Here is a 22154-nt window from a genome sequence, read left to right on the forward strand (position 1 = left end):
GCGCCGTGTCGATGGAGGCGCATTATAGGGAGTTCCTCGCAGGCCGCAACAGGTATTTTCAGCAAAAACGATCGTTCGCTGCATTCCACAGCAAAACCCCGCCTTATACCCACTTGCACACAGTGTTATCCACAGATGCGATTTGTACGGAAAATTTACGAGCGCCACGCAAACGTTTTCGCTACAATTCCCCGCGACGAAACGATCCCCCTTTTTATGGGGGCGTTACCTGAATATGTGCCTGCTCCTCCGTTATAAGGCAAAAAAACCTTCCTTATAGAGAGAACGAGGTGGACATTCACGTAACGCTCTTTAATTGCGACTCAAAGCCAAGGGATAAAACCATGCAACAACCTCGTCCAATCCGCCGGGCCCTGCTCAGCGTGTCTGACAAAGCCGGTATCGTTGAATTCGCCGAAGCGCTTTCCCAGCGCGGCGTTGAACTGCTCTCCACCGGCGGCACCGCCCGCCTGCTGGCAGACGCCGGTCTGCCCGTTACCGAAGTATCCGACTACACCGGCTTCCCGGAAATGATGGACGGACGAGTTAAGACCCTGCACCCGAAAGTTCACGGCGGTATCCTCGGCCGCCGCGGCCAGGACGACGCCGTCATGAACCAGCATGACATCAAGCCTATCGACATGGTGGTCGTCAATCTGTATCCGTTCGCCCAAACCGTGGCGCGCCCGGATTGCTCGCTGGAAGACGCGGTCGAGAATATCGATATCGGCGGCCCGACCATGGTGCGCTCCGCCGCCAAGAACCATAAAGACGTCGCCATCGTGGTGAAGAGCAGCGACTACGCCGCCATCATTACCGAGATGGACAACAACGACGGCTCGCTGCGCTATGCCACCCGCTTCGATCTCGCCATCAAGGCCTTCGAGCACACCGCCGCCTACGACAGCATGATCGCCAACTACTTCGGCGCGCTGGTGCCGGCGTACCACGGCGAGACCGAACAGCCGTCCGGCCGCTTCCCGCGTACCCTGAACCTCAACTACATCAAGAAGCAGGATATGCGCTACGGTGAGAACAGCCACCAGCAGGCCGCCTTCTATATAGAAGAAGAGGTAAAGGAAGCGTCCGTCGCGACCGCCGAGCAGCTGCAGGGCAAGGCGCTGTCTTATAACAACATCGCCGATACCGACGCCGCGCTGGAATGCGTGAAAGAGTTCGCCGAGCCGGCCTGCGTGATCGTCAAACACGCCAACCCTTGCGGCGTGGCGATCGGCGACGACATCCTGGCCGCCTACGAGCGCGCTTACCAAACCGACCCGACCTCCGCCTTTGGCGGCATCATCGCCTTTAACCGCGAGCTGGATGCCGCCACCGCGCAGGCGATCATCAGCCGCCAGTTCGTGGAAGTGATCATCGCGCCAAATGTCACCCAGGAAGCGCGCTCCCTGCTGGCAGCCAAGCAGAACGTGCGCGTGCTGGCCTGCGGCCAGTGGCAGCAACGCGTGGCGGGGCTGGACTTCAAGCGCGTCAACGGCGGCCTGCTGGTGCAGGATCGCGATCTGGGCATGGTAACCGCCGCCGATCTGCGTGTGGTATCCGAGCGCCAGCCGACCGAACAGGAACTGCGCGACGCGCTGTTCTGCTGGAAAGTGGCCAAGTTCGTAAAATCCAACGCCATCGTTTATGCACGTGACAACATGACCATCGGCATAGGTGCCGGCCAGATGAGCCGCGTTTACTCCGCCAAGATCGCCGGCATCAAAGCGGGCGATGAAGGGCTGGAAGTGAAAGGGTCTGCCATGGCCTCCGATGCCTTCTTCCCGTTCCGCGACGGCATCGATGCCGCGGCGGCGGTCGGCATTACCTGCGTGATCCAGCCGGGCGGCTCTATCCGCGACGACGAAGTGATCGCCGCCGCCAACGAACACGGCATCGCCATGATCTTTACCGACATGCGTCACTTCCGCCATTAATTCCTTTTGCCGCGTGCGCTCCGGCGCACGCCATTCGTGGAGCCCCTGATGAACATTTTGATTATCGGCAACGGCGGGCGCGAGCACGCGCTGGCCTGGAAAGCCGCCCAGTCTCCGCTGGCGGATAAAGTTTACGTTGCGCCGGGCAATGCCGGCACCGCGTTGGAGGCCAATCTGGAAAACGTGGCGATCGCCGCCACCGACATCCCTGCCCTGGTCGCTTTCGCCCAGAGCCATGACATCGGTCTGACCATCGTCGGGCCGGAAGCGCCGCTGGTGATCGGCGTGGTCGACGCCTTTCAGGCCGCCGGCCTGAAAATCTTCGGGCCGTCACAGGCCGCCGCGCAGCTCGAAGGCTCCAAAGCCTTCACCAAGGATTTCCTGGCGCGCCACCGCATCCCGACCGCCGAATATGAAAACTTCACCGAGGTAGAGCCGGCGCTGGCCTATGTGCGCCGCAAAGGCGCACCGATCGTCATCAAAGCCGATGGCCTGGCGGCCGGTAAAGGCGTGATCGTCGCGATGACGTTGCAGGAAGCGGAAGAAGCCGTGCGTGACATGCTGGCCGGCAACGCCTTCGGCGACGCCGGTCATCGCATCGTGGTGGAAGAGTTCCTCGACGGCGAAGAAGCGAGCTTCATCGTGATGGTCGACGGCGAGAACGTGGTGCCGATGGCGACCAGCCAGGACCACAAACGCGTCGGCGACGGCGATACCGGCCCGAACACCGGCGGCATGGGGGCCTACTCCCCGGCGCCGGTCGTGACCGACGAAATCCACCGGCGCGCCATGGACCAGGTGATCTGGCCGACGGTGCGCGGCATGGCGGCGGAAGGCAACACCTACGTCGGCTTCCTGTACGCCGGCCTGATGATCGCCGCCGATGGCCAGCCGAAGGTGATCGAGTTCAACTGTCGTTTTGGCGATCCCGAAACCCAGCCCATCATGCTGCGCCTGCGTTCCGATCTGGTGGAACTGTGCCTGGCGGGCGCGGAAGGCCGCCTGAACGAGAAAAGCTCCGACTGGGACGAACGCCCTGCGCTCGGCGTGGTGCTGGCGGCCGGCGGTTATCCGGGCGACTATCGCAACGGCGAAGTTATCCAGGGATTGCCGCAGCAGGAAAGCGCCGACGGTAAGGTCTTCCATGCCGGCACACGCCTGCAGGGCAATGACGTCGTCACCAGCGGCGGCCGCGTGCTGTGCGTAACCGCGCTGGGCGACACCGTGGCGCAGGCGCAGCAACGCGCCTACCAGCTGGCCGAAGGCATTCAGTGGCCGGGCAGCTTCTGCCGCAAAGACATCGGTTATCGCGCGATTGCGCGCGGCAAGTGATTTGACCGTATAAAGTCATGACGAGAGGCTCCGCAGCGCGGGGCCTTTTTTATAGCTGGTCTTCTTTCGGTTCCCAGCTGCAGAAGTCATCGTTCGCCACCAGCAGCAGTTCACTGCCTTCGGGCGCTTCCAGCCAGGCGACGCTCACCGGCCGGCTGCTGCTGCGGGCACGCTTCTCGATCCAGACGATGGAGGCGGCATCCAGCCCCGGCTTGATGCGTTGGCCGTCGCAGGTTTGCACCTCGCCCTGCATCCAATGCCCCTGCAGCAATTTTACCTTGCCGGCGCGCAGCGCATTGCTCACTTCGAGGATCCGCCGCGCCTGATATTGATACAGGGCGATTTCATCGCGGGTCAGCGGTTCGCGGCGTGTCGCCAGCTGGCGCTGCATAAAGCTCACCGTGCCGTCGTCGGCAAAGCGCAGTTGAATAGAGTCTCGATCGCCGTCGGCGTCGTTGCGTTTGATTTGGCGCAGCACATCGCCCTGATAGGTGTACAGCGTGGTGATGGTACCCGGACCGCGGTAAGGGCTGTAGACGCTGACCAGCACCTGCGGGCGCTGTTGCTCATCGTCTTTACGCCACAGGCGTATCACGCCCTGATCGGCCACGAAGCCGCTGGCGGTAAAGCTGGGAATGTCGGAATGGGAACTGCAGGCGCTCAGGCCGACGGCGATGCCAACGGCCATGAGCGCCCGACGAGTAAACAAAAGGGGCGCCATCGCCCCTCTGTTTAATCTTTTCACCGAGGCGCGGTCTTATTTAACAGCGTCTTTCAGTGCTTTGCCAGAAACGAACGCAGGCACGTTGGCTGCTGCGATTTTGATTTCTTTGCCAGTCTGCGGGTTGCGGCCAGTGCGCTCGCTACGATGGTTTACTTTGAAAGTACCGAAGCCAACCAATTGTACTGCATCACCTTCTTTCAGAGACTCAGTAATAGCAGCCAGGGTGGATTCCAGAGCCAGTTTAGCTTGTGCTTTGGAAAGGTCAGCCTTGTCCGCGATTACATCAATCAGTTGAGTCTTGTTCATAAGTTATCCTTACAGTGTGTTTATCGTTTGCAAAGCATCGAGTGCGACGGATATGCCGATTGACAGCACTCTCCTGCATACACGCACCGATAGCCACTTTTTTTACGCCCCCCAAATGTAGACCAGACAGGGTGCGGATGTGAAGCCTTAAGGCATGACAAATCAGGCGTTAAATCACGTTTTGTTGCCTTATTGCGCTAAATTTATCCCGATGTTGCTGACACCCGCCTCTCGCAGGTCGGATCGCAGCCCCTTGATCAGGTCTATATCGCGCTCTTCACAGGCGTCCAACAGGCGGAAAATTTCCCATTGAATGTCCCATTCTTCCTCTACCGCAGGCAAACTTTCCAACTCTTCGTCGGTCATTTCCTTACCGGCTTGGGTCATTTCCAACATCGCCACGGTGCGAATCGATGTTTCGCTGATGGCGATGGCGTGCTCCAGCGTCTCCCCGCCGAGCCGCGAATGGATCAGTTCCCCTAATGCGATACAGGCATCAATTGCCGGGTAAACGCCGTAAAGATCGTAATCTTCCGCCGACGGAATCGCCTCTTCCAACTTCTCGAGCTGGCTGTCGAAGTTGACCTTGGCATCCTTCACTACCAGCGTTTCCCACACCAAATCCAGAATGCGGCGATAAACCGCCGGATCGCCGAACTCGGTCTGTTTGCAGAACATCTGGTAATTCGGGTACATACGCTCGCACAAACTGGCCATAAAGGTCAAATGTTGCCAGGCCTCGAGCCGTTCCAGGCGTAAATGAATCGGGTTACGTAGCATGCTTTACTCTCTTACGCGTTATCTGCGGCGCAGTGTACCCGAAATCGCTCATGGCGACACCTCCGGATGCTGCTGCAACCACCGCTGAAACGCCGGACGACGCGATGCGATGGCGTCGGCCCAGCGGGTCGGCTCCGGTAAACGGTAGCCTGCCATACAGCGTTGCACCCACGCCAGCGCGCTGTCGGCGCCCACGCGGTGACCGGTAGAGATGAACAGCGGGTTGCAACGCGCCTTGCTGCGCCACACCCAGCCCAGCTGTTCACCCTTATCCTCCAACGGCGCCAGCGCGCCGACGGCGGCGTCCAGCGGCGCAAACTTGCCGCACAGGCGCTTCTTGGCCACGCCGATAGTCGGCACATCGACCAGCAGGCCGAAATGGCTGGCGACGCCGAGACGCCGCGGATGCGAAATACCGTGCCCATCGACGAAGATCAGCCCCGGCTTCTGCTGCAGCTGCCCCCAGGCGGCCAACAGCGCCGGGTATTCGCGAAACGACAGGAAGCCCGGGATGTAGGGCATGACGGTGGCGATGCGCGCCACCTGATACTCCACCAGCTCCAGCGACGGATAGCGCAGAATGGCGATGGCGGCGCGCGTCACTGCGCCCTCTTGCTCGAAGCCGACATCGGCGCCGGCGATGAAGGCCGGCGGCTCGGCCGGCAGATCGTCGTAGCGAATAACTTCAGCCGCACGCCGCAGCTGTTCGGCGCGCAGGGCCGCCATATCGGTCACATCGTATCCTTAACGGTGGTATTTCGCCGAGTGCGCGTGTACCGCCTCGACAAAGGCGCCGGCGTGCTCCGGCGGCACATCCTGATGGATGCCGTGGCCCAGGTTGAACACATGGCCGTTGCCGTGGCCGAAACCGGCCAGAATGGTCTCCACCTCTTCTGCGATGCGCGCCGGGGAGGCATACAGCATCGACGGATCCATATTGCCCTGCAGCGCCACTTTGTCGCCCACGCGCCGACGCGCGTCGGCGATGTCGGTGGTCCAATCCAGCCCCAGCGCATCACAGCCGGTGGCAGCCATCGCCTCCAGCCACTGCCCGCCGCCTTTGGTGAACAGCGTCACCGGCACGCGGCGGCCGTCGTTTTCACGCAGCAGCCCATCGACAATCTTGTGCATGTAGTGCAAAGAGAACTCGCGATAATCCCGCCCGGTCAGCACGCCGCCCCAGGTGTCGAACACCATCACCGACTGCGCGCCGGCTTTGATCTGGGCGTTGAGGTACAGGATCACGCTGTCCGCCAGCTTGTCCAGCAACAGGTGCAGCGTGGCCGGTTCGGCATACATCATCTTCTTCAGCTTGGTGAAGGCCTTGCTGCTGCCGCCTTCGACCATATAAGTCGCCAGCGTCCACGGGCTGCCGGAGAAGCCGATCAGCGGCACTTCGCCCTTCAGCTCGCGGCGAATAGTGCGCACCGCGTTCATCACATAACCCAGCTCCACTTCCGGATCGAACACCGGCAGCTTGTCGACGTCGGCGCGGCAGGTGACGGGGGAGCTGAAACGCGGGCCTTCGCCGGCTTCAAAGTACAGGCCGAGCCCCATGGCGTCGGGAATGGTGAGAATGTCGGAGAACAGGATGGCGGCGTCCAGCGCATAGCGGCGCAGCGGCTGCAGCGTGACCTCGCAGGCCAGCTCCGCGTTCTTGCACAGCGACATGAAATCACCGGCCTGGGCGCGGGTCGCCTTGTACTCCGGTAAATAACGACCGGCCTGACGCATCATCCATACGGGGGTCACATCCACCGGCTGGCGCAACAGCGCACGCAGGTAGCGATCGTTCTTCAACTCAGTCATTTCTGGGGCTCCCTTAATAATCTGCCGGCCATTGTACATTATTCTGCCCGGCACAGCGCCACGGTGTCCTCAATCAACCGGCGCGCCACGGTGCCGGGCGGCGGCAACAGCGGCAGCTGGTCGTAGCGATACCAGCCGGCGTTGAGCAGCTCCTTGGGATCGTGGCGAATGTCACCCTGATGGTAATCGGCCATAAAGGCCATCATCAGCGAGTGCGGGAACGGCCAGGGTTGTGAAGTGACGTAGCGCAGGTTCTTGATTTCAATATTGCTCTCTTCCATCACTTCGCGCACCACCGCCTGCTCCAGCGTTTCGCCCACTTCGACGAAGCCGGCCAACACAGTGTGAATGCCGCCGCGATGGCGCACGTGTTGCGCCAGCAGGATCTGATCGTCGCGCCGAATGGCGACGATCACGCAGGGTGCAATCTGCGGGTAGTACCGCTCTTTGCAGTGGCCGCACAGACAGGCGCTTTCGGTGCGGCTGAGGTGCATTTCATGGCCGCAATAGCCGCAGTAGCGATGAGAGCGGTAGAAATCCGCCAGCTGCACGCCGCGCCCGGCAAGCTGGAACAGACCGCGATCCTGATCCAACAACTGACGCACCGATCCCATCTCCCGCGGCATCGCCTGGCGCACCAGCCAAACCGGCGCGCCCTCCCATTCACCGATGGTGCGCGCCATGTGGCCCTGCAGCCCGAGGGCGGCGGCCTTCCCCGACGGCAATTCACCGTTTGGTAACCAAAGTTTGCTTTCATGGCTGACGATCCACCAGCCGTTTTCATTGCCCGTTAATGCAAGTTCCATATCGTTGTTGCACAACCTCAGCTTCACTGGCACTCTACAAATCGGCTTTGTTACATTTTAATAACTTACCGGTTACTTTTATTACTTACACGGAGTCAAACATGCTCAACCGTTTGGAAAGGCTGACTCAGCGCGTTGGCGGTAGTAATGAATTAGTTGATCAATGGCTTCAGGCCCGCAAACAGTTGCTGGTCGCCTACTGCACGCTGGTAGGCCTCAAACCGAATAAAGAAAAGCATACGCCGCTGAATGAAAAAGCGCTGGAGAACTTTTGCCACAACCTGGTGGATTACCTCTCCGCAGGGCATTTTCATATCTATGACAGAATTATCAAACAAGTGGAAGGCGCGGCCAGTCCGAAAATGTCGCTGGCGGTGAACATCTACCCCAAGCTGTGGGCCAATACCGAACAGATCATGGCGTTCCACGATCGCTATACCGAAGTGGATATCGATCAGGAGATTTGTCTGGAATTCCACCAGGCCTTGTCGGATATCGGCGAAACGCTGGCGGCACGCTTTGCGCTGGAAGATAAGCTGATCCTGCTGGAAGCGGAGGCCGCGCAGCAACCGCTGCCGGACCAGGCGCTGGATCCCGCGCGTTAAAATTTTATAGTTTTTTTTCTTATCCCTCCTATACTGGGGGGCATCTTGTCGGAGTGCCTAGCGCCTGATTTGTTCATCGAATCAGCCAGGCTGAGACCGTTAATTCGGGATCCGCGGAACCTGATCGGGTTAATACCCGCGAAGGGAACAAGAGTAATCTATCGCCACAGGCACGGCCTTCCCCTTGCGGGCGCCCTGCCTTATCGGCCACCATCATTACTCCCTCCGAGCTCCAGACAAGCAACTTTCCCAACCCAACACACTGGTAGGAACTTGCTATGTCTAACGTTAATCCACCGCGCGCCCGTAAAGCGCAGCGCGAAGCCGCCCAGCAGTTTATCGACACCCTGCAAGGCATGGCTTTCCCGAACTCACGCCGCATCTATCTCCAGGGCTCGCGCAGCGATATCCAGGTGCCTATGCGCGAAATTCAGCTCAGCCCGACCCTGGTCGGCGGCAGCAAAGACACCCCACAGTATGAACCCAACGAGGCGATCCCGGTGTATGACACCGCCGGCCCCTACGGCGATCCGCTGGCCGAGCTCGACGTGCACGCCGGCCTGGCCAAGCTGCGTGCCGGCTGGATCGACGCGCGCGGCGATACCGCCACCCTAAGCGGCGCCAGTTCCGGCTTTACCCAACAGCGGCTGGCGGACGAGGGGCTGGATCACCTGCGCTTCGAACATCTGCCGCTGCCGCGCAGGGCGCTGCCGGGCAAGTGTGTGACCCAGCTGCACTATGCCCGCGCCGGTATCGTCACCCCAGAGATGGAGTTCATCGCCATCCGTGAAAACATGGGGCGCGAGCGCATTCGCGGCGAGGTGCTGCGCCACCAGCATCCGGGCCAAAGCTGGGGCGCCAACCTGCCGGACAACATCACGCCGGAGTTCGTGCGTCAGGAAGTGGCCGCCGGCCGCGCCATCATTCCCGCCAACATCAACCATCCGGAGGCGGAGCCGATGATCATCGGCCGCAATTTCCTGGTGAAGGTGAACGCCAATATCGGCAACTCGGCGGTCACGTCGTCGATCGAAGAAGAGGTGGAGAAGCTGGTGTGGTCCACCCGCTGGGGCGCGGACACCGTGATGGATCTCTCTACCGGCCGCTATATTCACGAAACCCGCGAGTGGATCCTGCGCAACAGCCCGGTGCCCATCGGCACCGTGCCGATCTACCAGGCGCTGGAGAAGGTCAACGGCGTGGCGGAAAACCTCACCTGGGCGATGTTCCGCGATACGCTGCTGGAACAGGCGGAGCAAGGGGTCGACTACTTCACCATCCACGCCGGCGTGCTGCTGCGCTACGTGCCGATGACCGCCAAACGCCTGACCGGCATCGTGTCGCGCGGTGGCTCGATCATGGCCAAATGGTGTCTGTCGCACCATCAGGAAAACTTCCTCTATCAGCATTTCCGTGAAATCTGCGAGATCTGCGCCGCCTACGACGTTTCGCTGTCGCTCGGCGACGGCCTGCGCCCCGGATCGATTCAGGACGCCAACGACGAAGCCCAGTTCGCCGAGCTGCATACGCTGGGCGAGCTGACCAAAATCGCCTGGGAATACGACGTGCAGGTGATGATCGAAGGCCCGGGCCACGTGCCGATGCAGATGATCCGCCGCAACATGACTGAAGAGCTGGAACACTGCCACGAAGCGCCGTTCTACACCCTCGGCCCGCTGACCACCGATATCGCCCCGGGCTATGACCATTTCACCTCCGGTATCGGCGCGGCAATGATCGGCTGGTTCGGCTGCGCCATGCTGTGTTACGTCACGCCGAAAGAGCACCTCGGCCTGCCGAACAAAGAAGACGTCAAGCAGGGCCTGATCACCTACAAGATCGCCGCTCACGCCGCCGATCTGGCCAAAGGCCATCCGGGCGCGCAGATCCGTGATAACGCCATGTCCAAGGCGCGTTTCGAATTCCGCTGGGAAGATCAGTTCAATCTGGCGCTCGATCCGGCCACCGCGCGCGCCTATCACGACGAAACCCTGCCGCAGGAATCCGGCAAGGTCGCCCACTTCTGCTCGATGTGCGGGCCGAAATTCTGCTCGATGAAGATTTCGCAGGAGGTGCGCGACTACGCCGCCGCCCAGGAGGCCACCAAGCCGATCGAAGTGCAGCTGACCGGCATGGAGAAAATGTCCGCCGAGTTCCGCGCCCGCGGCAGCGAGCTGTATCACAGCGCCGGCACCCTGCAAGAGGAGACAAGCAATGACTGATATCACGACCCCCTTCCCGGCTACGCCCCACAAACTGGGGCTTTACCCGGTCGTCGACAGCGTGGAATGGATCGCTCGTCTGCTGGAGGCCGGCGTCACCACGATCCAGCTGCGCATCAAGGATCTGCCGGATGAGCAGGTCGAAGAGGACATCGCTGCCGCCATCGCGCTGGGCCGGCGTTATCAAGCGCGACTGTTCATCAACGACTACTGGCGGCTGGCGATCAAGCACGGCGCCTACGGCGTGCATCTGGGCCAGGAAGATCTCGATACCACCGATCTGGCGGCCATTCACCGCGCCGGGCTGCGGCTCGGCGTGTCCACCCATGACGACGCGGAGCTGGCGCGCGCGCTGGCGGTGAAACCCTCCTACATCGCGCTGGGGCACATCTTCCCCACCCAAACCAAAGACATGCCTTCGGCGCCGCAGGGGCTGACGGAGTTGAAACGCCACATCGCCGGCCTGGCGGATTACCCGACGGTGGCGATCGGCGGGATCAGCATCGATCGCGTACCGGCGGTGCTGGCGTGCGGCGTCGGCAGCGTGGCGGTGGTCAGCGCCATCACCCAGGCGCCGGACTGGCGTGCGGCGACGGCCGAGCTGCTGCGGCTGATCGAAGGCGAGGGCCCAAACGATGCTTAACGATCAGGAATTCCTGCGCTACAGCCGCCAGCTGCTGCTGGAGGACGTCGGCCCGGAAGGCCAGGAGAGGCTCAAGCGCGCCACGGTGCTGATCGTCGGTTTGGGCGGGCTCGGTTCCCCGGCTTCGCTGTATCTGGCCGCCGCCGGCGTCGGCACGCTGCTGTTGGCCGACGACGACCAGCTGCACGTCACCAACCTGCAGCGGCAAATCCTCTACCGCAGCGCCGATACCGCCACCGGCAAGGCGGCGCTGGCGCAACGCCATCTGCAGGCGCTGAATCCGTTGGTGGAATCCATCCCGCTGGCGCAGCGGCTGGAGGGGCAAGCGCTGCGCGACGCGGTCGCCCGCGCCGATCTGGTGCTGGACTGCTGCGACAATATGGCGACCCGTCATGAGGTCAATGCCGCCTGCATCGCCGCCGCCAAGCCGCTGATCAGCGGCAGCGCGGTCGGTTTCAGCGGCCAGTTGCTGGTGCTCGAGCCGCCCTATGCGCACGGCTGCTACGCCTGCCTGTACCCGGAGCAGGAAGAACCGCAGCGCAACTGCCGCACCGCCGGGGTACTCGGCCCGGTGGTCGGCGTGATCGGCACCCTGCAAGCGCTGGAGGCCATCAAGATGCTGTCCGGCATGCCTTGCTCCCTCAGCGGTAAACTGCGGCTGTTCGACGGCAAGCAGCAGAGCTGGAGCACACTGCAACTGAGCCAGGCCCGCGCCTGCCCGGTATGCGGAGGCGCGGCATGAAAATCCGTCTGAACGACCAACTGCTGGAGCTGGCGCAGCCGCTCAGCGTCGCCGCCCTGCTGACCCAGCTGGAACGCCACCAGCCGGGCACCGCGCTGGCTATCAATCAAACCATCATCCCGCGCGCCGACTGGGCCGACCATCAGGTGCAGGACGGTGACGACATTTTGCTGTTTCAAGCGATCGCCGGAGGCTGACATGCTGAAAATCGCCGATACCACTTTTACCTCGCGCCTGTTCACCGGCACCGGCAAGTTCGCCACCCCGGCGTTGATGCTGGAGGCGCTGGCGGCCTCCGGCTCACAGCTGGTGACCATGGCCATGAAGCGCGTCGATCTGCGCGGCGGCAACGACGCCATTTTGGCGCCGCTGCAGCAGTTGGGCGCCCGGCTGCTGCCCAACACCTCCGGCGCCAAAACCGCCGCCGAAGCGGTGTTCGCCGCCCGGCTGGCGCGTGAAGCGCTCGGCACCCACTGGGTGAAGCTGGAGATCCATCCCGATGTGAAATACCTGCTGCCGGATCCGATAGAAACGCTGAAGGCGGCGGAAACGCTGGTGAAAGACGGTTTTGTGGTGCTGCCCTACTGCGGTGCCGATCCGGTGCTGTGCAAACGGCTGGAAGAGGTGGGCTGTGCGGCGGTGATGCCGCTCGGCGCCCCTATCGGCTCCAACCGCGGTCTGCGCACCCGTGACTTCCTCGAGATCATCATCGAGCAGGCCAAGGTGCCGGTGGTGGTCGACGCCGGCATCGGCGCGCCGAGCCACGCGCTGGAAGCGATGGAACTGGGCGCCGACGCGGTGCTGGTGAATACCGCCATCGCCGTGGCGCACGACCCGGTGCAAATGGCGCGGGCGTTTCGCCTGGCGCTGGAGGCCGGCGAGCTGGCGCGCAGCGCCGGATTGGGCGCTAGTCAGCGCGGTGCGGCCGCCTCAAGCCCGCTGACCGCCTTCCTCAGCCAGCCGGAGGAGGCACAGTGATGGGCGACGATTTCAGTAGCCGCTGGCAACAGCTGGATTGGGACGACATTACGCTGCGCATCAACGGCAAAACCGCACGCGACGTGGAACGCGCGTTGAACGCCGACAAGCTGACGCGCGACGACTTTATGGCGCTGATCTCTCCCGCCGCCGCGCCGTATCTGGAACCGCTGGCGCAGCGCGCGCAGCAGCTGACCCGTCAGCGCTTCGGCAACGTCGTCAGCTTCTATGTGCCGCTGTACCTCTCTAACCTGTGTGCCAACGACTGCACCTACTGTGGCTTTTCGATGAGCAACCGCATCAAGCGCAAAACGCTCGATGCGGCGGAGATCGCACGCGAGTGCGAAGCCATCAAGGCGCTGGGGTTCGAACACTTGTTGCTGGTCACCGGCGAGCATCAGACCAAGGTTGGCATGGACTATTTCCGTCAGCACATTCCGGCGATCCGCCGCCACTTCAGCTCGCTGATGATGGAAGTTCAGCCGCTGGCGCAGGACGAGTACGCCGAACTGAAAGCGCTGGGCCTGGACGGCGTGCTGGTGTATCAGGAAACCTACCATCCGGCCACCTATCTGCAGCACCATCTGCGCGGCCAGAAGCAGGATTTCCATTGGCGTCTGGCCACGCCGGATCGCCTGGGGCGCGCCGGGATCGACAAGATCGGCCTCGGCGCGTTGATCGGCCTGTCCAACAGCTGGCGCACCGACTGTTACCTGCTGGCGGAACATCTGTTCTACCTGCAGCAAACCTACTGGCAGAGCCGCTACTCGATCTCGTTCCCGCGCCTGCGCCCCTGCGCCGGCGGCATTGAGCCGGCGTCGATCATGAGCGAGCCTCAGCTGGTGCAGCTGATCTGCGCCTTCCGGCTGTTCGCGCCGGACGTTGAGCTGTCGCTGTCTACGCGTGAGTCGCCGTACTTCCGCGATCATATGATCCCGGTAGCGATCAACAGCGTCAGCGCCGGATCCAAGACGCAGCCCGGCGGCTATGCCGACGACGTACCGCCGGAGTTGGAACAGTTCGAGCCGCACGACGGCCGCACGCCGCAGCAGGTCGCCGAGGCCATCAGCAATGCCGGGCTGCAGCCGGTGTGGAAAGACTGGGACGATTATCTGGGACGCAGCGCGCAATAAGCGGCAACGTTTACCGCCGCGTGAAGAAAACGCTGGAACGACCGCGCAATGCCAAACGGTGGCGCTGGCGCCGGCAGGCCCGCCGGCTATAGTGGCCTTGCCGGCCGCCAAACCCGGCGCCGGCCGGGGCCGTCTCCCTCTCGATGGCCCCGCCTTATCCCATCCCGGATCGCGCCGGAGATTCTCCTGCGCGACACCGGGCCCTCGTCCGCGGCAACGCGCATATGGCATATCGCAGCCTGTAAGGGTGTACGGACAGGTTGTCTTGTCGGCTAAAGGACATGTGGCATAACGGTGCTCGGCACTCACTCAGCGGTGAGACTCAGAGGACGCTGTTGCGGTAGAAAAGTGGGGAAAGAGGAAAAAGAAGGTACAGCGACGAAGAGAGGTTCGAGTAGTCATCCCCGGTGCTGCCAATGGCCCTGGTGTTGGCCGCGGATCTTTTTGCCGCCTGCTCCCTGCTTACGGACAAGAGCAGGCGGTTTATTTTGTGAGACTGGCACCCCCCCAGGACGCGAATCACACAGTATGTGCGCTAATTAACCACATAAACGGTTAAATGTGAATGTCTTTTGAGTGTTTTTTTATTTATTATCGAGTGTTTTATGAGTTTGCCAAGGAAAATCAAACTGATATCGCCGCAAGCTCCGGAGCATCATCTATAATCCAGCACGGGTTCTTGCGCAGGTTTTTCAGCGCTCGCGGTCAACATCAAAAAAGCCAAGGTTGTCATGAAGAAAACGCCAAATTACATCGATGCAATCAGCGCGTTGCTCACTCTGAAAGGAGTTGGCGACAGAAAGCATGCCTCCACGATGGCCAACATACTGAACCTTCAATACAACAGCGCCAAACAGAAACTGGATGGCAAAAGAGGCATTACCCTCGATGAAGTCAAAAAGGTTTTCCAGTATTTCAACGAGCCCTTTGCCGGCCAAAGGACGCATAACGGCGTCTTTATCATGAACAGCATTCACAAGCGCTGCAACATTGAGGTCGACGAGTGCCCGGTCACGCAAGCGGACAACGACGAAACCTACGCCTACAAAAAAGACGATCTTTTTATCATCAGCACCAATCGGGAACATGCCGCCGATGCTCCGCTATACAAAGTCAACAAGATAGACTTCCTGCCGGCCCCGCGTATCGCGATCCTGGATAATGACGGCGATATTCTCGAACTGTTGAAGAAGATCGCCAGCCGATACGGCATCGAGACTGAGACCTTTCAGACGGCGGACGCCATGCTGGCCGCGCTGGAACAGCAGTCCTTTGAGGCGTTTATTCTGGACTGGCTGTTGGATTTCGGCGAGACCTCCGAACGCGTCGTGAAAAAAATTAAAGACGTTCTCGATCCGCACGCCCGCATTATTATTCTGACCGGCCAGCTGAATCACTACGAGAAAAACATCGGCGATATGATCCTGCACTATGACGTGCACCTGGTGGAAAAACCGACCAAGCCGCTGATTATCTCCTCGCTGCTGCTGTCGAACCTATTCTTTAATTAGTTTGACCGGGATGCGGATCAAAAACGATGAGCCTACTCCTTCGACGGATTTGGCTTTAATGGTGCCTTTCATCGTCGTGACGTAATTTTTGATAATGGTCAGCCCCAGCCCCAACCCCTGCCGCGTTTCCCTTTCCACCCCCTGATTGAACGCCTTATATAACCTATCCAGGTTATCGACGTTAAACCCGATGCCGGTATCTTTTACCCGCAAATACAGGTTGCCGTGGCACAGCTTCACATTGAGGGTAACCACGCCCCGGTGGGTAAATTTGTCCGCGTTGCTGAGCAGGTTGGCCAATATTCGGTAGAGCTTGTATTTATCAGAACCAATCAGGCCGGCATAAGACGAACGGTGAATCACGAGGCGATTGCCGCGCCCGGCGCCGATGCCGGTTACGGCATCGTCCACCACCTCATTCAGCCGGAAGGTAGAAATATTGATTTTAACTTCTCCCATCTCAAGCCGAGAATAATCCATCACCTCGCGCGTTTGTTCGGCGATCTTATTACCGTGATAGGAGATCAGGCGGGCTTCTTTTTTCAGCTCTTCCTGCGCCAGCTCGTGTTCCATGATATCTGCGGCAATGACGATGGCCTGGGTCGAGCCGGCGATCTCGTGGTAGATGGAAGAAATAAAGATGTTCTTGTTCTTGATGATCTCTTTCAACGAGAAGGCATTCCTCAGCACCAGGAACATCATCAGGAACACCAAAATCAGCGAAAAGAGGGCGAACATCTCGGCTTTACTTGAGTTGTCCTGAATGATGCCTTTCACTTCGGTAAAGTTTTTAATCTGTATCCGATAAATAATTTCCTGGATATCGACCAGCGTGCCCTCGATATCATCCATATAAGCGAGAATGTCCGCCTTGTTTTTCTGTCCCACCAGCAAGCCGGCGGAGAGATTGTCCAACGTGCGGTACTGCTGCTTCAGTAGCGCAACATTCTTGATAAACTCGTCGTCATAATAAAAAGAGTCGCTGAAGGTCGAACGGCTCTCCAGGATCTGAATCTTCGAGTAGAAGATTTTCTTTTTGATCTGGAAAGCATCGTAGTCGTTGTTTTCACTGAGCAGCAGCGCGGTTTTGGTTCTTTCAAACGCCAGAAAAAGGATCTCGGCCACCGAGTAGTTGTCCAGATTGGGCTCGATCTGCTTATAGCGCTCTTTTACGCCGCCAAAGTTAATGGCAATCAACAAAATCAATAAGGAGAAGATGGCAACCAACGCGATAAGAGCACCGATCAGTTTTTTGCTCATCTTATTTCAGCTCCAGCCGTTTAACTTGCCAGACAGTTTTCGCATTCACATCCAGGTTATTCAGCTCGGCGTAGCCATCGCGCGGATAAATAATGGCGAACGGCCCCAGCTCCCCAACGTCGATCGGCTTACCGCCGCGCTGATAGGCGACGATCACGCGGTACTTAATCATCTCATCAATCGGCATCGAGTAAGAGTAATCGTCCCAGGCGAAAGCGCGCACCGACTGGCCTTTCAGGTGATAGGCTTTCACCAGCTCCGCAAACTCAACGCCGGTGAACGTATCTTCCGAGGTGAAATTGGTCGAGGTTTTAATCGTGTGCGACGGCATCGCCTCCAGCATCTGCCGGGTTATCTTGATCTTCTCGCCGTCGAGCGGTTTCAGGTAAAAATAATCAACGGCCGCCTGCAGCGGTGCGCTGAACAGCGAAAGCAGCAGTAACGTCATCAATCCTTTGATTGTCATTATTCACCCTCTTTACGTTTTACCAGTTCGGCCTGGCCGAACTCATCCTGCCCGACCACGGCCCAACCGTGATGTTGATAAAAGCCTTCGGCTTTGGAGCCGGGATCGGTGGTTAAGTGGATCGCTTCGGCGCCGTGCTCAAACATCCAGGCGGTGACCCGCGCCAACAGGGCGGAACCGATACCCAGCGACTGGTATTCCGGCTTCACGAACAGACCGCCGATCAGCGGTTCAGGGATGAACAATCCGAAGCCAACGCCGGCATAGTCGTCGCCATACTTGCAGATCCAGCCGCCGCCCTGGTTGATGTCCTCCAGCGCCTGTGTGCGCTGCAGGTACTGGATCTGATGCGGGTGCAGCAGGTTTTCTTCAACGGAAAAGCGGATCTCATACAGGTAAGGCAGGTGTTGCGCCGTCAATTTTTCGAAGGTAATGAGGCTGTCCATGTTCGCACTGTCCTTGGTTGTCAGGTAAAAAGCACCGGTCAATTTCTGCTGTAACCATAGTAGCAAAGTTTGCTCGGCCCCGGCATGAGGCGAAAAAAAACCGCCCCCGAGGGAGCGGTTTATCTGGCGATGGGCCCGGCATGCCGGGCCCGCGGCGCGGATGACGATTACTCGTCGTCGCTGCCGCCCAGGCCTGCGTTGAGCAGCTCGGCCAGGTTAGCCGTCGCTTCTTCCGCGCTGACTTGCGGAACAACCGGCGCTTCACCCTGAGCACGGCGACGCATGCGATCCTGATGATAAGCGTAACCGGTACCGGCTGGGATCAGACGGCCCACGATGACGTTCTCTTTCAGGCCACGCAGTTCATCGCGCTTGCCGGCTACGGCAGCTTCGGTCAGAACGCGCGTCGTTTCCTGGAACGATGCAGCGGAGATGAAGGACTCGGTCGCCAAGGAAGCCTTGGTGATACCCAGCAGATCGCGCGAGAAGGTTGCCGGGATCTTACCTTCAGCTTCCAGCTGACGGTTGGCAATCTTGACGCGAGACACTTCAGCCTGCTCGCCTTCCAGGAACTCGGAGCCACCAGCGCTAACGATGGTGCCTTTACGCAGCATCTGACGAACGATAACTTCGATGTGCTTATCGTTAATCTTAACGCCTTGCAGACGGTAAACTTCCTGCACTTCGTTGGTGATGTAGCGGGTAACCGCATGCACGCCACGCAGACGCAGAATGTCGTGCGGAGACTCTGGGCCGTCGGAGACGACGTCGCCACGTTCCACCACTTCGCCTTCGAACACGTTGAGCTGACGCCATTTCGGAATCATCTCTTCGTAAGCGTCGCTACCGTCCAGCGGAGAGATCACCAGGCGACGTTTGCCTTTGGTCTCTTTACCGAACGAGATAATCCCGCTGATTTCAGCCAGGATTGCCGGCTCTTTCGGACGACGTGCTTCGAACAGGTCGGCAACACGCGGCAGACCACCGGTAATATCCTTGGTACCGCCGGATTCCTGAGGAATACGCGCCAGGGTATCACCCGCACCGATCTGAATGCCGTCTTCCAGCTGAACGATCGCTTTGCCCGGCAGGAAGTATTGAGCAGGCATATCGGTGCCAGGGATCAATACGTCTTCGCCCTGAGCGTCAACGATTTTCAGTGCCGGACGCAGGTCTTTACCGCTACCGGTACGCTCTGCGCTGTCCAGAACTACCAGAGAAGACAAACCGGTCAGTTCGTCGGTCTGGCGAGTAATGGTCTGGCCGTCGACCATGTCCGCGAAGCGAATGAAGCCGCTGACTTCACTGATGACCGGCATGGTGTGCGGATCCCAGTTAGCAACGGTTTCGCCGCCGTTAACTTCTTCACCGTCGCCTTTGCCCATCACGGCGCCGTAAGGCACCTTGTAGCTTTCTTTGGTACGGCCGAATTCGTCGATCAGTTTCAGCTCGGTGTTACGCGAGGTGATCACCAGCTTGCCTGCGGCGTTCATAACGAACTTCGCGTTGCTCAGCTTGATGCTACCCTTGTTTTTCACCTGGATGCTGGATTCAGCAGCCGCACGAGATGCCGCACCACCGATGTGGAACGTACGCATCGTCAGCTGTGTACCCGGCTCACCGATGGACTGTGCCGCGATAACGCCGATAGCTTCACCTTTGTTGATGATGTGGCCACGTGCCAGGTCGCGACCGTAGCAGTTTGCACACACACCAAAGTCGGTTTCACAGCTCACTACGGAACGGACTTTAACGCTGTCGACAGAGTTCTCTTCCAACAGGTCACACGCCTTCTCGTTCAGCAGGGTGTTGCGTGGCACCAGAATGTCCGCCGTACCCGGCTTGAGGACGTCTTCTGCCGTCACACGGCCCAGAACGCGTTCACGCAGTGGCTCTTTCACGTCGCCACCTTCGATAACCGGAGTCATCAGGATGCCGTCGTGGGTGCCACAGTCGTCTTCGGTCACAACCAGATCCTGCGCCACATCAACCAGACGACGGGTCAGATAACCGGAGTTCGCGGTTTTCAGTGCGGTATCCGCCAGACCTTTACGAGCACCGTGAGTGGAGATGAAGTACTGGAGTACGTTCAGACCTTCACGGAAGTTCGCGGTGATTGGCGTTTCGATGATGGAGCCGTCCGGCTTCGCCATCAGACCACGCATACCGGCCAGCTGACGAATCTGAGCGGCGGAACCACGCGCACCGGAGTCGGCCATCATAAAGATGCTGTTGAAGGAAACTTGCTGTTCCACTTCGCCGTCACGGTTAACCACGTCTTCTACCGACAGGTTTTCCATCATCGCTTTCGCAACGCGTTCGTTCGCTGCAGCCCAGATATCGATCACTTTGTTGTAGCGTTCGCCGGCGGTAACCAGACCAGACTGGAACTGCTCCTGGATCTCGGCAACTTCGGTTTCCGCTTCTTCGATGATCTCCGCTTTCTTGGCCGGGATAACCATGTCGTCGATACCTACGGAAGCGCCGGAACGGGCTGCGTAAGCAAAACCGGTGTACATGATCTGGTCAGCAAAGATAACGGTCGGCTTCAGGCCCAGGATGCGGTAACAGGTGTTCAGCATCTTGGAGATCGCTTTCTTGCCCAAAGGCTGGTTAACGATCGAGTACGGCAGACCTTTCGGTACGATCATCCACAGGATGGCGCGGCCGATGGTGGTGTCGATGATGCTGGTCTGAGAAGTCCATTCGCCTTCGGCGTTTTTGACGTCTTCGGTGATACGCACTTTAACGCGCGCATGCAGCGACGCCAGGCCGGCGCGGTAAACACGCTCAGCTTCTTTGGAACCGTTCAGCACCATGCCTTCGCCCTTGGCGTTAACACAGTCGCGGGTCATGTAGTACAGACCCAGTACAACGTCCTGAGAAGGAACGATGATTGGCTCGCCGTTCGCTGGGGACAGGATGTTGTTGGTGGACATCATCAGCGCACGCGCTTCCAGCTGGGCTTCCAGCGTCAGCGGTACGTGAACAGCCATCTGGTCACCATCGAAGTCGGCGTTATAGGCCGCACAAACCAGCGGGTGCAGCTGGATCGCTTTACCTTCGATCAGTACCGGTTCAAACGCCTGGATACCCAAACGGTGCAGAGTTGGTGCACGGTTCAGCAGTACCGGGTGTTCGCGGATCACTTCGTCCAGGATATCCCAAACGACGGCTTCTTCACGCTCAACCATTTTCTTGGCGGCTTTGATGGTGGTGGCCAGGCCACGCAGCTCCAACTTGCCGTAGATGAACGGTTTGAACAGCTCCAGCGCCATCTTCTTAGGCAGACCGCACTGATGCAGACGCAGGTATGGACCTACGGTGATTACGGAACGGCCTGAGTAGTCAACACGCTTACCAAGCAGGTTCTGACGGAAACGACCCTGCTTACCTTTGATCATGTCGGCCAAAGATTTCAGAGGACGTTTGTTGGAACCGGTGATGGCACGACCGCGACGGCCGTTATCCAGCAGGGCGTCTACCGCTTCTTGCAGCATACGCTTTTCGTTGCGCACGATGATGTCAGGCGCGGCCAGATCCAGCAGGCGTTTCAGACGGTTGTTACGGTTGATCACGCGGCGATACAGATCGTTCAGATCCGACGTCGCGAAACGACCGCCATCCAGCGGAACCAGTGGACGCAGATCCGGCGGCAGTACCGGCAGCACGGTCAGGATCATCCACTCCGGTTTGTTACCGGACTGTACGAACGCTTCCAGCAGCTTGATACGCTTGGTCAGCTTCTTGCGCTTGGTTTCGGAGTTGGTTTCGTTCAGCTCTTCACGCAGCTGTTCGCACTCGGCTTCCAGATCCATGTTTTTCAACAGGGCCTGAATAGCTTCCGCACCCATCTTGGCGTCGAATTCGTCACCGAACTCTTCCAGCGCGTCCAGATACTGCTCTTCGGTCAGGATCTGACGACGCTCGAGGTTGGTCATACCGCCTTCGACCACCACATAGGATTCGAAGTACAGTACGCGTTCGATGTCACGCAGCGGCATATCCAGCAGCAAACCGATGCGGGATGGCAGCGATTTCAGGAACCAGATGTGCGCGGTCGGCGAAGCCAGCTCGATGTGGCCCATGCGCTCACGACGCACTTTGGTCTGGGTCACTTCAACGCCGCACTTCTCACAGATCACGCCGCGGTGTTTCAAGCGCTTGTACTTACCGCACAGGCACTCGTAATCTTTTACCGGCCCGAAGATACGGGCGCAGAAAAGGCCGTCACGCTCTGGTTTGAACGTACGGTAGTTAATGGTTTCCGGCTTCTTAACTTCACCGAACGACCACGAACGGATCATGTCTGGCGAGGCCAGAGCAATCTTGATCGCATCAAACTCTTCGGTCTTAGTTTGCGCTTTCAGAAACTTCAATAAGTCTTTCACGGATTGGCTCCTGTCGGAGTTAAACCTGTTGGGTACCCACAACCGCAGTAGGTACCCGTGTGACCT

20 protein-coding genes and 1 riboswitch are annotated in these 22154 nt (G+C 59.4%); of the genes, 10 read left to right on the plus strand and 10 right to left on the minus strand.

Annotation, left to right across the window (positions count from 1 at the left end):
- The first annotated feature begins 344 nt into the window (after nucleotides 1–344).
- Together purH and purD are read left to right on the plus strand one after the other, a co-directional pair.
- Nucleotides 345–1934 (plus strand): bifunctional phosphoribosylaminoimidazolecarboxamide formyltransferase/IMP cyclohydrolase, encoded by a 1590-nt coding sequence (gene purH / locus HMPREF3138_RS06660; RefSeq protein WP_048232448.1) that lies wholly within the window; start codon nucleotides 345–347, stop codon nucleotides 1932–1934.
- 48 nt (nucleotides 1935–1982) lie between these two features.
- A complete protein-coding gene (purD, locus tag HMPREF3138_RS06665) occupies nucleotides 1983–3266 on the plus strand; it encodes a phosphoribosylamine--glycine ligase (protein WP_038872947.1) in 1284 nt (427 codons plus the stop codon).
- A gap of 49 nt (nucleotides 3267–3315) precedes the next feature.
- Here purD and HMPREF3138_RS06670 read toward each other — a convergent pair whose 3' ends face one another.
- The 6 genes from HMPREF3138_RS06670 to nudC form a co-directional block, all read right to left on the minus strand.
- Nucleotides 3316–3987 (minus strand): DUF1481 domain-containing protein, encoded by a 672-nt coding sequence (locus HMPREF3138_RS06670; RefSeq protein WP_080213326.1) that lies wholly within the window; start codon nucleotides 3985–3987, stop codon nucleotides 3316–3318.
- A gap of 36 nt (nucleotides 3988–4023) precedes the next feature.
- Complete coding sequence (hupA, locus tag HMPREF3138_RS06675; RefSeq protein ID WP_004929874.1) at nucleotides 4024–4296, minus strand: nucleoid-associated protein HU-alpha; 273 nt, start codon at nucleotides 4294–4296, stop codon at nucleotides 4024–4026.
- 189 nt (nucleotides 4297–4485) lie between these two features.
- Nucleotides 4486–5076: a YjaG family protein gene (locus tag HMPREF3138_RS06680; protein WP_025160203.1), complete on the minus strand. Its 591-nt coding sequence runs from the start codon at nucleotides 5074–5076 to the stop codon at nucleotides 4486–4488.
- A gap of 48 nt (nucleotides 5077–5124) precedes the next feature.
- Nucleotides 5125–5811: a deoxyribonuclease V gene (nfi, locus tag HMPREF3138_RS06685; protein WP_038872943.1), complete on the minus strand. Its 687-nt coding sequence runs from the start codon at nucleotides 5809–5811 to the stop codon at nucleotides 5125–5127.
- A gap of 9 nt (nucleotides 5812–5820) precedes the next feature.
- A complete protein-coding gene (gene hemE / locus HMPREF3138_RS06690; RefSeq protein WP_033636735.1) occupies nucleotides 5821–6885 on the minus strand; it encodes a uroporphyrinogen decarboxylase in 1065 nt (354 codons plus the stop codon).
- 38 nt (nucleotides 6886–6923) lie between these two features.
- Entirely contained in the window at nucleotides 6924–7691 is a 768-nt protein-coding gene (nudC, locus tag HMPREF3138_RS06695; protein WP_038872949.1) for an NAD(+) diphosphatase, read from the minus strand.
- Nucleotides 7692–7792: 101 nt separating this feature from the next.
- Between nudC and HMPREF3138_RS06700 the strand changes: the two genes are divergently transcribed.
- The 8 genes from HMPREF3138_RS06700 to HMPREF3138_RS06735 all read left to right on the plus strand — a co-directional run bounded on the left by HMPREF3138_RS06700 (nucleotide 7793) and on the right by HMPREF3138_RS06735 (nucleotide 15525).
- Nucleotides 7793–8296: an Rsd/AlgQ family anti-sigma factor gene (locus tag HMPREF3138_RS06700; RefSeq protein WP_033655324.1), complete on the plus strand. Its 504-nt coding sequence runs from the start codon at nucleotides 7793–7795 to the stop codon at nucleotides 8294–8296.
- Nucleotides 8297–8335: 39 nt separating this feature from the next.
- Nucleotides 8336–8460, plus strand: a riboswitch (TPP riboswitch).
- 114 nt (nucleotides 8461–8574) lie between these two features.
- Entirely contained in the window at nucleotides 8575–10518 is a 1944-nt protein-coding gene (gene thiC, locus HMPREF3138_RS06705) for a phosphomethylpyrimidine synthase ThiC (protein ID WP_038872937.1), read from the plus strand.
- The gene (gene thiE, locus HMPREF3138_RS06710) at nucleotides 10511–11161 is read left to right on the plus strand and encodes a thiamine phosphate synthase (protein WP_038872934.1); all 651 of its coding nucleotides are present in this window, start codon (nucleotides 10511–10513) and stop codon (nucleotides 11159–11161) included. The genes thiC and thiE overlap by 8 nt, the downstream gene beginning before the upstream one ends.
- Nucleotides 11154–11903 carry a HesA/MoeB/ThiF family protein gene (locus HMPREF3138_RS06715; protein ID WP_038872931.1) on the plus strand — a complete coding sequence of 250 codons (750 nt, stop codon included), beginning with the start codon at nucleotides 11154–11156 and terminating at the stop codon, nucleotides 11901–11903. Before thiE ends, HMPREF3138_RS06715 begins: the two co-directional genes overlap by 8 nt.
- Nucleotides 11900–12100: a sulfur carrier protein ThiS gene (gene thiS, locus HMPREF3138_RS06720; RefSeq protein WP_038872928.1), complete on the plus strand. Its 201-nt coding sequence runs from the start codon at nucleotides 11900–11902 to the stop codon at nucleotides 12098–12100. Before HMPREF3138_RS06715 ends, thiS begins: the two co-directional genes overlap by 4 nt.
- A 1-nt stretch (nucleotide 12101) precedes the next feature.
- Nucleotides 12102–12881 carry a thiazole synthase gene (locus HMPREF3138_RS06725; RefSeq protein ID WP_038872925.1) on the plus strand — a complete coding sequence of 260 codons (780 nt, stop codon included), beginning with the start codon at nucleotides 12102–12104 and terminating at the stop codon, nucleotides 12879–12881.
- Nucleotides 12881–14014 (plus strand): 2-iminoacetate synthase ThiH, encoded by a 1134-nt coding sequence (gene thiH, locus HMPREF3138_RS06730; protein ID WP_038872921.1) that lies wholly within the window; start codon nucleotides 12881–12883, stop codon nucleotides 14012–14014. Before HMPREF3138_RS06725 ends, thiH begins: the two co-directional genes overlap by 1 nt.
- Nucleotides 14015–14829: 815 nt before the next feature.
- Nucleotides 14830–15525, plus strand: coding sequence for a helix-turn-helix domain-containing protein (locus HMPREF3138_RS06735; protein ID WP_049193488.1), 696 nt, complete (start codon nucleotides 14830–14832; stop codon nucleotides 15523–15525).
- Here HMPREF3138_RS06735 and HMPREF3138_RS06740 read toward each other — a convergent pair.
- The 4 genes from HMPREF3138_RS06740 to rpoC all read right to left on the minus strand — a co-directional run bounded on the left by HMPREF3138_RS06740 (nucleotide 15511) and on the right by rpoC (nucleotide 22088).
- Nucleotides 15511–16785, minus strand: a complete 1275-nt coding sequence (locus tag HMPREF3138_RS06740; protein WP_038872915.1) for a sensor histidine kinase — start codon at nucleotides 16783–16785, stop codon at nucleotides 15511–15513. The genes HMPREF3138_RS06735 and HMPREF3138_RS06740 overlap by 15 nt on opposite strands.
- Before the next feature lies 1 nt (nucleotide 16786).
- On the minus strand, nucleotides 16787–17251 hold the full coding sequence (locus HMPREF3138_RS06745; protein WP_038872912.1) for a putative pterin-binding protein: 465 nt from the start codon (nucleotides 17249–17251) through the stop codon (nucleotides 16787–16789).
- Nucleotides 17251–17697 (minus strand): GNAT family N-acetyltransferase, encoded by a 447-nt coding sequence (locus HMPREF3138_RS06750; RefSeq protein WP_038872911.1) that lies wholly within the window; start codon nucleotides 17695–17697, stop codon nucleotides 17251–17253. The genes HMPREF3138_RS06745 and HMPREF3138_RS06750 overlap by 1 nt, the downstream gene beginning before the upstream one ends.
- A 167-nt stretch (nucleotides 17698–17864) precedes the next feature.
- On the minus strand, nucleotides 17865–22088 hold the full coding sequence (gene rpoC / locus HMPREF3138_RS06755) for a DNA-directed RNA polymerase subunit beta' (RefSeq protein WP_038872909.1): 4224 nt from the start codon (nucleotides 22086–22088) through the stop codon (nucleotides 17865–17867).
- Nucleotides 22089–22154 lie beyond the last annotated feature (66 nt).

The organism is Serratia sp. HMSC15F11, from assembly GCF_001808215.1.
GTDB classification, from domain to species: domain Bacteria; phylum Pseudomonadota; class Gammaproteobacteria; order Enterobacterales; family Enterobacteriaceae; genus Serratia; species Serratia nevei.